General features: G+C 61.8%; 11 protein-coding genes. 3 read left to right on the top strand and 8 right to left on the bottom strand.

The features are described from left to right. Nucleotides 1–19: 19 nt before the first annotated feature. Nucleotides 20–1,183, top strand: coding sequence for a virulence factor (locus ACLBWT_RS08745; RefSeq protein ID WP_447662672.1), 1,164 nt, complete (start codon nucleotides 20–22; stop codon nucleotides 1,181–1,183). Between the two features lie 210 nt (nucleotides 1,184–1,393). Here the strand turns inward: ACLBWT_RS08745 and ACLBWT_RS08740 are convergent, their stop codons facing one another. Next, the gene (locus tag ACLBWT_RS08740; protein ID WP_447662671.1) at nucleotides 1,394–1,762 is read right to left on the bottom strand and encodes a DoxX family protein; all 369 of its coding nucleotides are present in this window, start codon (nucleotides 1,760–1,762) and stop codon (nucleotides 1,394–1,396) included. 239 nt (nucleotides 1,763–2,001) lie between these two features. Between ACLBWT_RS08740 and ACLBWT_RS08735 the strand changes: the two genes are divergently transcribed. Then, entirely contained in the window at nucleotides 2,002–2,580 is a 579-nt protein-coding gene (locus ACLBWT_RS08735; RefSeq protein WP_447662670.1) for a TetR/AcrR family transcriptional regulator, read from the top strand. Between the two features lie 494 nt (nucleotides 2,581–3,074). On the opposite strand, the gene ACLBWT_RS08730 is transcribed toward ACLBWT_RS08735, so the two are convergent. Both ACLBWT_RS08730 and ACLBWT_RS08725 read right to left on the bottom strand, forming a co-directional pair. Further along, a complete protein-coding gene (locus ACLBWT_RS08730; protein WP_447662669.1) occupies nucleotides 3,075–3,932 on the bottom strand; it encodes a transglutaminase domain-containing protein in 858 nt (285 codons plus the stop codon). Nucleotides 3,933–4,317: 385 nt separating this feature from the next. After that, nucleotides 4,318–5,124 (bottom strand): RDD family protein, encoded by an 807-nt coding sequence (locus tag ACLBWT_RS08725; protein ID WP_447662668.1) that lies wholly within the window; start codon nucleotides 5,122–5,124, stop codon nucleotides 4,318–4,320. A gap of 76 nt (nucleotides 5,125–5,200) precedes the next feature. On the opposite strand from ACLBWT_RS08725, the gene ACLBWT_RS08720 reads away from it, so the two are divergent. After that, nucleotides 5,201–6,175 carry a stage II sporulation protein M gene (locus ACLBWT_RS08720; protein WP_447662667.1) on the top strand — a complete coding sequence of 325 codons (975 nt, stop codon included), beginning with the start codon at nucleotides 5,201–5,203 and terminating at the stop codon, nucleotides 6,173–6,175. Here ACLBWT_RS08720 and ACLBWT_RS08715 read toward each other — a convergent pair. The 5 genes from ACLBWT_RS08715 to ACLBWT_RS08695 are packed head-to-tail and all read right to left on the bottom strand — an operon-like array spanning nucleotide 6,135 to nucleotide 11,196. Continuing rightward, the gene (locus ACLBWT_RS08715) at nucleotides 6,135–7,505 is read right to left on the bottom strand and encodes a DUF58 domain-containing protein (RefSeq protein WP_447662666.1); all 1,371 of its coding nucleotides are present in this window, start codon (nucleotides 7,503–7,505) and stop codon (nucleotides 6,135–6,137) included. The two genes, ACLBWT_RS08720 and ACLBWT_RS08715, sit on opposite strands and share 41 nt — an antisense overlap. Beyond that, nucleotides 7,456–8,373, bottom strand: coding sequence for an AAA family ATPase (locus ACLBWT_RS08710; RefSeq protein ID WP_447662665.1), 918 nt, complete (start codon nucleotides 8,371–8,373; stop codon nucleotides 7,456–7,458). Before ACLBWT_RS08710 ends, ACLBWT_RS08715 begins: the two co-directional genes overlap by 50 nt. After that, on the bottom strand, nucleotides 8,370–9,581 hold the full coding sequence (locus tag ACLBWT_RS08705) for a DUF4350 domain-containing protein (RefSeq protein ID WP_447662664.1): 1,212 nt from the start codon (nucleotides 9,579–9,581) through the stop codon (nucleotides 8,370–8,372). The genes ACLBWT_RS08710 and ACLBWT_RS08705 overlap by 4 nt, the downstream gene beginning before the upstream one ends. After that, nucleotides 9,578–10,195: a DUF4129 domain-containing protein gene (locus ACLBWT_RS08700; protein WP_447662663.1), complete on the bottom strand. Its 618-nt coding sequence runs from the start codon at nucleotides 10,193–10,195 to the stop codon at nucleotides 9,578–9,580. Before ACLBWT_RS08700 ends, ACLBWT_RS08705 begins: the two co-directional genes overlap by 4 nt. Further along, complete coding sequence (locus tag ACLBWT_RS08695; RefSeq protein ID WP_447662662.1) at nucleotides 10,192–11,196, bottom strand: hypothetical protein; 1,005 nt, start codon at nucleotides 11,194–11,196, stop codon at nucleotides 10,192–10,194. Before ACLBWT_RS08695 ends, ACLBWT_RS08700 begins: the two co-directional genes overlap by 4 nt. Between the last annotated feature and the right edge of the window lie 557 nt (nucleotides 11,197–11,753).

Here is an 11,753-nt window from a genome sequence, read left to right as displayed (position 1 = left end):
TTTACAGGAGGAACGAATAATGAATCTAATATCCATTGAGCCTACCCCGAGTCCCAACTCGATGAAATTGAACGTGAACGAAATGCTGCCGCGAGGCCGCCGGTTCACGTACTCGCCTGCCGAAGCGGACACGGCGCCGGAGCCGCTGCAGTCGCTGCTCTCGATCGACGGCGTGCGCGGCGTGTTCCGCACCGCCGACTTCATCGCCCTCGACCGCAAGCCCGGCGCGGACTGGGCCGCCATCCTGGCGGAAGCCCGCCGAATCCTCCAGGCTGAGGACGGAGGCCAGGCTGCCGCGGCCGGTCCCGAGTCGGCGGCCAGCTTCGGCGAGGCGCATGTGCTCGTCCAGATGTTCCGCGGCATCCCGATCCAAGTCCGCGTCCGCCTTGGCGACGGAGAGACCCGTGCCGCGATGCCGGCCAAGTTCACCGATGCGGTCGGCCGCGCTGCCGGCTCCACGATGATCCGCGAGCGGCGGCTGGAGGAATTCGGCGTCCGTTACGGCGAACCGGAGGAAATCGCCGCCGAGATCGTGCGCGAGCTCGAAGCGGCCTATACGGCCGAGAGGCTGGACGCTCTCGTCGAGGCCTCGCTTGCAGCCGGCCCCGGCGAAGCCCCTGCCGAGGCGGCTGTCCGTCCTGCGCCGCTGAGCGCGGCCGAAGCCGAGCCGCTCATGGCGGCGGAAGATTGGCAGAGCCGTTATGCGGCGCTCGAGCGGCTGTCGCCGGATGAGAGCGCGCTGCCGCTGCTGGAGCGCGCCCTCGGCGACGAGAACGCCAGCATCCGGCGCCTCGCCGTCGTGTATCTCGGCGACCTTCGCGAGAGCCCGGCGGCGCTGCCGCTGCTGATTCGCGGGCTGCGCGACAAGTCCGCCTCCGTGCGCCGCACGGCCGGCGACACGCTGTCCGATCTCGGCGATGCGGGCGCTACAGGCGCAATGATTGAAGCGCTCAAGGACCGCAACAAGCTGGTCCGCTGGCGCGCGGCCCGGTTCCTGTACGAAGTCGGCGACGAGAGCGCGCTTGAAGCGCTCGAAGAAGCCGCGCAGGATGCCGAATTCGAGATCAAGCTGCAGGCTCAGATCGCGCTGGAGCGCATCCGCCGCGGCGAGGAAGCCGCCGGCTCCGTCTGGCAGCAGATGACGGCGATGCGCAGCCGCGAGAGCGAAGCCAAGCCTGAATAACCGCAAGGCGGGATAACCGCAAGGCGGAATAACCGCAAGGCGGAATAACCGCAAAAAACAAACAGCCCTTTGGCCGAATCGGCCGAAGGGCTGTTTGCGTTATCCATTTAAGTCCGTCCATTGGCAGACGACCAACTGGTTCTCAAGCTTACAGCTCAGCATATGCCCATAACGCTAAGGACAAAGGCAACGGCTTGAAGAGCTTCGCGATTATCCCGGGAAAGCCGACAGCTCGGAGAAGCGAAGCGCCAGCAGAGCCGCGGCGAGCAAAGTCAGCACAAGCGCCGGTACGGCTTTGCCGAAGGAATCCCCGGCTTTCACATGAAAGAAAACCGCTCCGAACATGATGATGGCGAGCAGGAGCGCGCCCCATTCCAGCCAGCTCGGCAGCCAGAATCCGGCGATAAGGGCGCCGGCGCCTGCCAGCTGCAGCAATCCGGTCAGCACCCTGAACCACTGAGGCAGTCCAAGCGCGTTGAAATTATCGACCTGCATTTTATTGCCTGTCACCTTGCTGAACCCTGATCCCAGAAAAGCAGCGCCAAGCAAGATTTGAAGCACGATTACGACGATGTTCATTTCTCTGTCCCTCCCCATCCAACTTAAACAACATCCGTTGCGAAAGTTATGTTAAGCTAAAGCGGCAATAGCGGCAACCGTCATTGGGAGCGGATTGATCGCTTAGGCGACACATGAGTCGATCTGTTGCCGAACCGCTAGAAACCAATCGGAAGGGGGAGACGCGCTTGGAGACGCCGAAGCTTGATCCTCGTGTGCTCCGCACAAGGAAGCTTATTCAGGACGCATTCATTTTCTGCATGAAGCATAAGGATTTCAGCGATATTACCGTCAAGGATATCACGGCGAAGGCGACCGTCAACCGCGCGACCTTCTATGCCCATTTCACGGACAAATACCAGCTGATGGATCATACCCTGACCGATGTGCTGTGGGAAAACCTGAAAAAGCAGCTTCAATGCCATGACGGCTTCAACCGGGAGACGCTCCTCAAAATCATCGTCATCATGTGCAGCTTCCATGAAGAGGTCAGCGGGCACTTCAAGCGCAACTACGGGTCGCTCGCTCCCCATATCGAAAGCCGGATCAACGAGGCGCTGGAGGAGTTCTTTCTGGCCATGATCCTGAGGAACCCCGGTCCCCTAGGTTCGGCTCCAGACGCTCCAAGCGCTCCCGGCCCTTCAGACCCGGCAGGCAAGGAGAAGGACAAGCTAGTCGCCACCCTTCTCAGCCGGAGCATCTACGGCATGTCGCATGCCTGGAACAAGGAAGGCCGCAAGTCGAGCCGGGAAGAGTTCGCATCGCTCGCCATCCTTGCTTTGGAAGAGGTCGGCGGACTGTTCGCCGTTCCATCTCCGCCTGTCCAGCAGCCCGTCTAAAAGCCTCGCTTTCGGAACAAGGCCGTCCACAGCCCTGAATAATCCTCGTTTCGATAGATGGTCTCAGACATCAGGATAGCCTCCAATGGACGCTTGCCTATCAACATGCTTCCATTCCTCCTAGTTAGAACCCCTTCCAAAATCTATAAATAAACTCCAAACGGGAAAAATCCTGCAGTCGGTACAAATGATCACCGCCAGCGCAAAAAAAAGCAGCCGCCCCTTCACCTGGGTTCGGCTGCTGGGTTTTGGCTGCTGGGTTTGGCTGCTGGCGCTGACTGGTTTCTCTTGCATGCCCGGCTTCGTCGCAATCGGTCTCGCTTGCTTGCCGTATTCGTTGCAATCGGGTTTCTCTTGCGTGCCGGCTTCGTAACACTCTCGATCTCTCTTGCGTGCCGGCTTCGTAACACTCTCGATCTCTCTTGCATGCCGGCTTCGTAACACTCTCGATCTCTCTTGCGTGCCGGCTTCTTCCCATCGGATCTAAGCAAGGCTTAGGAAGGGGAATCGTCTCCCTTATACGCCTGCCGAGCGGCAGGATAATCGCGGGTCCACGAATGATCCTTGCGGATCTGCTCATCCGACAGGAGGAAATACGTGTGCCGGACTCGGCTGCCCCGGTCGGGAACGGGATCGTCCCAGGTCGCGTCGACATGGTACCAGCTTCCGTCCAGCCGCACCAGGTTCCAGGCGTGATCTCCCGAATCGACGGTGCCTTCGACGATGCGGGCTTCAATGCCGGCGTCGGAAGCCATGCGGTACATCAGCAGGGCGTAGCCTTGGCAGACGGCTGTTCCGTTGACGACAGCGTCGTAGGCCGTGTACCGGGTCAGCGACTCGTCATAACGGACATGGCGCACGATCCAGTCATGGATGGCCCGGAGCTTCTCTTCATCGTTCATGCCCGGCTGGATGATTACCTTGAGCGTCTGGCGGGACTTCTCCTTCACCGCCGCTGTCTGCTCCGGAGTTTCCCGGTAGCGGACCTTCACCCGGATGGAAGAGTTGTCGCCTACCGTGCGGATTTTATAGGAATAGGATTCAAGCACGTAGGCGGAATAATCGTCCCGGTAAATGGCCTGCTTGACGAGATACGGCATGGCCTTCACCAGATCCGCATGGTCGCCCCTGTAGGAGGTCTGGAAATCGGTGCTCCTCCCCTTGAAGCCCGCAGCCAGCTCATCCACGAGCTTGGCGCGAGGGCTGTAGGAGACGGCCGCCGCCGCGGCGATCGGCTGTTGGATTGTCTCGCTCCCGGCCTGGACCGGCGGCTCAAGCCTGCCTTCGAGCATGAAGACGGACAGAGCAAGGGATGCGGCTAGCAGCGAGTTGACGATAACATGTCGGCGCATCGGTTGACCTCCCCGGAAGCTGTTCTTTGCAAAACCTTCATTTATGTATATGTAGACGCTCCAGGGTCATGATGAATCAAGCAAAAGCCGCTCCTCGGCTCCATGCGGAGGGAAGAGCGGCTGCGGCCGCGAGGCGGGGGCCTTCCCCGAAAATACCGTTCGGGCTTGCTTGGAAGGCTTAACAAGCGGCGGACCGCTTGGAAAGAGCTGTCGCGGAGCATGAGCTTGCAGGTAATAAGCAGGATGCTTGCAGGTGAATATGCAGGGTGCTTGCAAAGTGAATGAGCAGGACGCTGAGGCGAAGATTGCCCGCTCCGTCGATGAGCCCGCCGCATATGCCTGTCGCGGCGAGCCTGATCGATTGCCGGTCCTTCTGCCCGTCCCTCTAAAACTCCCAATCCCCGCGCAGATCCATGTACAAGGCAGCCAGATACGATGCCGGAGCGGCGTACAGCGTGCGCAGATGTCCCAGACGCTCCGTGAAGTGGATGAAGATCCGGTATTCCATCTCCATCATTCGCCGCTCCGGAGAAGGCGCCAGCCTTTCGGCCCAGCCCTGGAGCAGCTGCCAATCCTCCGGCGTCACCAGCTTGCGCTGCTCTTCCGTAAGTGCGAGCACCGGCAAAGCCGTCGTCTTCTGCAGGCGGAGCAGCTTGCGCTCGACGGCGGTGCGGCGCTTCTTGTTCTCGGCGCCGGATTCCAGCACGACGACCGTGCCTGCGACCATGTCGCCGATGCGCTTGTCGGACGGGCTGAACATCATGACCACTGCTCCCGCAAAGTAGCCGACCGGCAGCAGGTCGATCAGCCGGAACAGGTTGCGGATGATGACCGCGAGCAGCGAGGCGGAGCCTCCGCGCGAATTCACGACCCGCAGGCCGAACGCTTTTTTGCCGACCGTCTGGCCGCCCCTGTAAGCTTCCATCACGATGAAATAACCGATGATCACGACCAGCATCAGGATGATCATGATGGCGGCCAGATAATCGTTGCCGCTGCTCGGCAGCCACGTCTTGGACAGCAGATACATGGCCCCGGCGAACCCGAGCAGAATGAGAAGCGCAGCTGCGAGCATGAGCAGCGCATCGACCAGATGCGCGAGCGCCCGGCTGCCGATGCCGGCGGTGCGGTATTGCAGGCGGACCTGCTCCGGCGTCAGAAGGGCCGTCCCCTTTTCAGGCAAGTCATGCAAGGAGATCACCGCCTTCTGCTAATAGTAATGTCATGATAGAATAGACAAATAATATGGGAACTTAAGGAGAACCTTGATGGAAATAACAGCCTTCATCCGCCGCAACAAAAGCCAATGGTCCGAGCTCGACGGCCTGCTTACGCTGCTGGAGGGACGCGGCAAGCGGGCGCCGGCCGAGCAGCTGGACCGCTTCCATGAGCTGTACCGCTCGGCATCGTCCCACCTGGCGTACCTGCAGACTCACGCTCCCGGCAGCGAAACTGCCGCGAATCTCAACGATCTCGTCTCCCGCGCCCATAACACGATGCATGGAGCCGGAGAAGGAAGCAGCCGGCTCGGCAGCTTCTTCCGGACGGGCTTTCCCCATCTCGTGCGGCAGCGGAGATGGTTCATCGGAGCGGCAACGCTGCTGTTCCTGCTCGGAGGACTGCTCGGCTACTTGTCGGTCTGGCAGGATCCGATGGCCGTCCACTCCGTCCTTCCGGCCGGCATGTCCGATGCGATCGATCCTTCCAAGACGAACAGCGACCGCGGAGACGTGCACAGTCCGATCATGTCCACGACGATCATGACCAACAACATCCGCGTCGCGGTCATGGCTTTCCTGAGCGGCATCACCTTGGGCATCGGCACCATCTACCTGATGGTCTACAACGGCCTCCTGATCGGAGCTCTTGCCGCCGTATTCGCGAGGGAAGGCTACAGCTACACGTTCTGGGCCTATATCCTGCCGCATGGCATCATCGAGCTGACGGCCATCTTCATCGCCGGCGGAGCCGGCCTCTACATGGGGTATCGGTTCTTCGTGCCCGGCGAGCTTCCGCGAAAGCTGGTCTTCCTGCAAGCCGCCAAGGAATCCGCGCTGCTGCTGATCGGCTCCGTGCCGCTCTTCGTCGTCGCCGGCCTGATCGAAGGCTACATCACGCCGGTCTACATGCCGCTATGGATCAAATACGCCGTCTCGCTGCTCACGCTGGCCGTCCTTGCCGCGTATTACGTGCTCGGAACGGTCAAAATGCGCCCCGCTCCCGCGATTCCAGATAGGCGTTGACCGCGGTCACGGCCAGCCTGTCGGCCGGCGCGTCGACAAGCGGAATGCCGCTGCCTGCCAGCTTGCGCGACAGCAGCTGGCGCTCTCCGTTCTCCTTGGCCGCGATCGACTGGACATAAGCCCCCTGGACATCCTCCGGGCGGGCTTTTTCGAGTTCATGCAGCACGGGATTGCGGATGGACAGCAGCAGCAGATGGTGGCTCCTCTTCGTCCTGGCCGCATAAGGCAGCAGCTCGGGATCATGGCGGTAATGGTCCATGTCGGAGAACAGCACGGCGAACGAGCGGCGCCTCAGCCTGTGCAGCAGATAGCCGAGTCCGACGCCTGCGCCCGACTCCTCGTAGTCGCTGCGCAGATCGCTGACTGCCCTCGTCATCGCCTGAAGATGGGCCAGTCCCCGTCCCGGAGGCAAATACAGCTTCACCCGGCTCGAATAAGCGATGAGGGCGACCTGATCGTCCTGCTTCAAGGCCGCCGCGGCTACGGCAAGAGCCGCTTCCAGCGTGCGGTCGAGCTTGACCTGATCGTCCAGCTCGACGCCCATCTGGCGCCCGCAGTCGAGCAGGATCGCGACCGTCTTGCCTTTCTCCGGGCGATACAGATTGGTCAGCAGCTTGCCGGCCCGCGCCGTCGCTCTCCAGTTCACCTCGCGGATGTCGTCCCCGAAGGCGTACTCGCGGATGGAGTCGAACTCCGTGCCTCCGCGCTGCCTCTTGTATAAGCGCTGCCCGTCGATGAGCAGCGAGTCCTGGGCGGAATTCAGCACATCCCGCACGCCGGACAGATCCGGATCGATCCGGATCTCGCTCTCCTCGGAGAGCTGCGTCTGCCGCTCCCACAGGCCAAGGCCGCCGCTCCAGCGCAGATCGATGCTCTCGAGCCGGTAGCGGCCGCGCTCGGAAGCCGCCATTCTGGCATGAAGGCGTCCGTTGCCCTGAATCCTTCCCTCGGGAGTTGCAGGCTCCGAGCGGAAGGATGAAGGCAGATCATCCGCCAGCCTTACCCGCACGGCCTGCTTGGAGCGGCAGCGAATGTCAAGCACGGCTTCGAATTCCTTGCGGATCTCGGCGCTCTCCGGCAGCTGCCGCTTCACGCTCCAGTCGCCCCGGCGCGGAAGCAGCAGCAGATCGCAGGTGCCGGCGGCGGCAAGCAGTCCCCACCATAGGATGAAAGGCGGCCATGGCGATGCGCCCGCTGCAGCCGCTGCAACCGGCAGAGCCGCGCCCGCTGCGGCCAGCCAGACCATGCGGCGCGTCGGCAGGATGAACCGCCGCAGCCGCCTAGCGAGGAACCGGGACAGTGGCCAGCGTCTGCCGGACGATGCTTTCACTCGTCATGCCCTCCAGTTCTGCCTGCGGCGTCAGCATCAGCCTGTGCCTCAGCACCGGAAGCGCCATCTCCTTGATATCGTCGGGAGTGACGTAGGCGCGGCCTTCCAGCAGCGCCCACGCCGACGCTGCACGGATCAGGGAGATGCCGGCGCGGGGGCTTGCTCCCAGCTGCACGCCCTCCAGCGTCCGGGTCAGCCGGACCAGCGCCGCCGCATACGCATAGATGGAGTCCTCGACAACGACGCTGCTCAGCTGCTGCTGCAGCGCCACGATTTCCTCGGCGGCAGCAACAGGGGCATCAAGCTCCTTGGCGGCACCGGGACTCCGGTTTCCTTTCAAAATCTCGATCTCCGCTTCCTCGCCTGGATAGTCCAGGATCAGCTTGAACAAAAAGCGGTCAAGCTGCGCTTCCGGCAGCGGATAGGTTCCTTCATATTCAACCGGATTCTGGGTCGCCACGACGAAGAAGGGCTCCGCAAGCGGATAGGTCGTGCCCTGGATCGTCACCTGGCGCTCTTCCATCGCTTCCAGCAGCGCCGCCTGGGTTTTCGGCCCGGACCGGTTGATCTCGTCGGCGAGCAGCACGTTCGTGAATACAGGTCCCTTGACGGTGGAAAACGACTGATCCTGCATATTGTAGGTGACGCTGCCGGTAATGTCTCCCGGCATCAGGTCGGGCGTGAACTGGATCCGTCTCCAGCCGCAGCCCGACGCAGCCGCCAGCTCCCGCGCCAGGCTTGTCTTGCCGAGGCCGGGCACCCCCTCCAGCAGCACGTGGCCGCCGGCGACGAGCGCCGTCACGAGCAGGCGGATGTTGCGCTTCTGTCCATAAATCCGCCGTTCCAGCGAAGTGATGATATCGTTCATTGTCTATCTCCCCTTCCGGGCTGCCTGCCGCTCTCGAGCATAGCTGTCAGCTCCGCGTTGTCTCTTGATCGCCGCATGAATTCCTGCCTTGCCGCCTTGCCTCTTCCGGGCGGCAGCGGCAGCGGCTGCAGCGCCTGCTCCAGCCGCCGCGCATCCTCCGCGCTCCAGCGGCTTCGCGCCGCTGCTGCCGCCTGCGCGGGCGAGGTGCCCGGACCAAGCCCCCAGCGCTGGGCGAGCAGCTGCCTCAGCCGCTGGCGCCCATGTCCCAGCGCATCCTCCATCAAGCCGCTGCGGCGGTACCAGACCGCGAGCGCGCGAATGGTCTCATCGCCTCGGCGAACGGTCCATTCTCTCGGAACGTGAACCGGTCCGAACCGCTTGCCCTTCAGCCACAGCCACAGCGCGAGCGCCGCCGCGAGCTGGATGCTGACCAGCAGCAGCCAAGCCGGGTAAAGGGCGAACAGGCCTGGCCTCACTCCGTAGCCGTGATGGGTTTCGTCAAACAGAACCGATGTCCTCTCCTCGGCGAACAGCGGCCACATCAGATCGAGATGAGAAGCCTTCAGCGCCTCGCCGTTCTGCAGCCATTCCGGCTCCAGCACGAGCGTCGCGCTGCCGCTGCCCACCTTCATCCGGCTCGCAAGCACGCCTTGCTTGTCGGAGACGAGCACCTCGTCTCCTTGGCCCGGCATGATGCGCACCGGACTCAAGGCCAGCGCCGCGAGTCCGCTCCGGCCTTCGAGCAGCGGAGCCTCGACTGGCACGGGCGCCGCTGCCTCCTCCGAGACGCTCTTGCCGGATCTGCCTCCGATATCCGCGGCTGCAGCCGAAGAGTCCGGCTTCTCGATATCGGCCGTGTCGAATCCGAACAGGCCGTCAGGCTTGCTGTCGAGAACAATCAAATGATTGCCGGCATGGATCCAGCTCTTGAGGGCTTGCCATTCCTCCGGCCCCACGCCGAGCGGCTCTGCGACGACGAGCAGCTGGTTGCTCCCTTCCGGGAGGCGTTCCCAGCGCAGCTTCCATTCGCTCGTACGGGGCTGTCTGGACTCCACCAGCTCGCGCCAGCCCTTCAGCCCGTCCGTGTCGGCCGAGAAGCTGAGCCATGGCGGCTGGTCCTTGACCGAGGGCTTGGCGATCCACAGGCCGATGCAGACGAACAGGACTGCGCAAGCCAGCAGCGCCGCATAACGCTTGTTTATTTTCATCGCTCCGGATCACCCGCTTCCTTCATGAGCGACTCAGCCTGCCTGCGGAATGCCTCCAGCTGCCCGCCCGTCACTTCGCCGCGGCCATACCAGCTGCGCTCGAAAGCAATCGCAGCCTGGAGGAAGCCGGCAGCGGTTCCGGCATTGGACTCCGCCAGCTCCTCCGCATATTCGCGGTTCGTTTTCCAAGGCTCGACCCGGAGCCGGTTTCTTTGCTCCAGATAAAAAAGAAGGGCCAGGAAAACAGCCCTGACTCCGTCTCTCCAGGCTCCCAGCTCCGCATGCCTCTCCGCCTGCGCCCAGTAATGCTCCCAGGAGCGGCTTGCCTCTCCGGAAGCCATATAGTCTCTGGAGCGCAGCCTGCCTCCGCCCGCATAGCGCCGCGCGAGCAGGACGCCGATCCAGGCGAGCAGACCCGCGAGCGCAAGCACCAGAACCAGAGCGAAGACGTTGAGCGTGCCTTCGCCGGGCTTAAGATCAGGCAGAAGCCAGCTCAGGAACCGGCCGATCTTCTCGAGCAGCCAGTCCCAAACGGAAAATCCGCCGCCTTGATTGCGATAGGCCTCGTATTCGCTGCCGGAGAGGATGTCCTCCAGCTGTTCCCTTTCGTTCATGGACGGTTGTCCGGCGGCCCTTCGTTGTTCCAGGAAGCCGGCGGCGGCGGAGGTGTCATGCCCGGATAGGCCGGATTGCCGTCAAGCAGCGAATCCAATCCATAGCCCTCGCGGCGCACTCGCAGATCGAAGAAGCTGACGGCATAAGGAAGGATCCACATGGATCCGATCACGATGGTCACCAATCCGTACAGGATTTGCGAGAGGACGCCTCCGCCGAACAGGCCCGTGATCAACCCGAGGACAATCGTAAGGATGTAAAGGATGATGCCGACCACGATATACATGAGCAGCAGCCTCCAGAAGCTGCCCTTGGTCACCCTCCAGCTGCGGCCGATGCCGACGCCTTCCTCGCCGAGGGCGACAAAGGGAAGGAAGTAGGACCAGCGGAGCACGAAAAAGGAGATGCCGATTACGAGAACGGGAATCGCGATGATCATGAGGATAATTAATCCTGCCGAAGTGCCAGAGCCGCCTCCGTTGAGGGCAGCAGCCACCAGGATGCCGAATACAAGCGCAAATACGGCTGCAAGCAGCAAGTACAAGCCCATGCTGATGAAGCCGAACAGCAGGGAGCTGCCGATCAGCTGCCAGAAGCGGCGGAAGCTGCGCTTCAACAGCTCGCCCGGTCCAGGTATCGGCTCCCCGTCGACCTGCGCCCGCACCAGATGGACGATCGCGCCGATGACGACCGGCGACAGCAGCGCCGTGAGGAGGATGCCGAGAATGCCGAACAGCACCGTCGCGGCGGACATGTCCGAGCTCTCCGTCTCCATGGTCGTTTCGAGATAGGACTCAAGGCCGTTGCCGGATCGGAGCTGCTCGATCAGGCTGCCGTATTCGCTTCCCGAATTCCCGATCAAGGCGCTTGCCAGCAGCAGCGTCGGCCCGTACATGACGAGCATAAGGATGGCCAGCGTCACGAAATGCGTGCGGTAGAGCTGGAAGCTTCGGTCAAGGATGCGGCCGATTCCCATCGGCCTGAGAATTTGTTGGGACATTTGAATGACTCCTTTGAAATATGTATATGAATCTATGGTCCGTGATCTATAAACCTATTCTATTATACACATTCCGACACTCCGAATTGTATATATTTCCTGAATTGGCACCCCGTTTTTCCCCCCGATGAAAAAAAAGCAGTGAAACAACAGGCGCGCCTTCCAAGGAATTGGAAGGCGCGCCATGGCGCCGTTTTATGCAATCTTGCGCTTTCATCCCCGGTTCCGCGCGAAGCCGGCTTTCCATGGTACGGTTTTGGCATCTCGCGAAGAAGGAGCTGGATGCCATGCATGCCGTCATCGAACCGAACATCCTCTATTTGGCACATCCGTCGTCCATGTGGAGGAGCTCCGGGTTCCCGGTCATCCCAACTACGCCTATGGATATGAGAAAGGCTGATGTGAACTTTTTCGACACCTTCCCCGAGACCATGAATTGCTGCGAATACTTCCCTCTGGACAGCCAGCTGCCGCCTTCCAGGCTTGCCCCGGCATTCGGTCCGGGTCCTAGGATGTGACTTAGCGAACTTCTCCAGCCTTTTTCCGGCTTTCAAACG

The organism is Paenibacillus sp. D51F (genome assembly GCF_053345695.1).
Note: the sequence above shows the minus strand (reverse complement) of the source record. Positions and strands in the feature narration are given on the sequence as shown.

Excerpts from the sequence above, each read along its gene's own strand:
- ACLBWT_RS08720 (WP_447662667.1), top strand. The coding sequence starts at position 5,201 with ATGGAAATAACAGCCTTCATCCGCCGCAACAAAAGCCAATGGTCCGAG.
- ACLBWT_RS08730 (WP_447662669.1), bottom strand. The coding sequence starts at position 3,932 with ATGCGCCGACATGTTATCGTCAACTCGCTGCTAGCCGCATCCCTTGCT.
- ACLBWT_RS08735 (WP_447662670.1), top strand. The coding sequence starts at position 2,002 with ATGAAGCATAAGGATTTCAGCGATATTACCGTCAAGGATATCACGGCG.
- ACLBWT_RS08705 (WP_447662664.1), bottom strand. The coding sequence starts at position 9,581 with ATGAAAATAAACAAGCGTTATGCGGCGCTGCTGGCTTGCGCAGTCCTG.
- ACLBWT_RS08695 (WP_447662662.1), bottom strand. The coding sequence starts at position 11,196 with ATGTCCCAACAAATTCTCAGGCCGATGGGAATCGGCCGCATCCTTGAC.
- ACLBWT_RS08700 (WP_447662663.1), bottom strand. The coding sequence starts at position 10,195 with ATGAACGAAAGGGAACAGCTGGAGGACATCCTCTCCGGCAGCGAATAC.
- ACLBWT_RS08745 (WP_447662672.1), top strand. The coding sequence starts at position 20 with ATGAATCTAATATCCATTGAGCCTACCCCGAGTCCCAACTCGATGAAA.
- ACLBWT_RS08710 (WP_447662665.1), bottom strand. The coding sequence starts at position 8,373 with ATGAACGATATCATCACTTCGCTGGAACGGCGGATTTATGGACAGAAG.
- ACLBWT_RS08740 (WP_447662671.1), bottom strand. The coding sequence starts at position 1,762 with ATGAACATCGTCGTAATCGTGCTTCAAATCTTGCTTGGCGCTGCTTTT.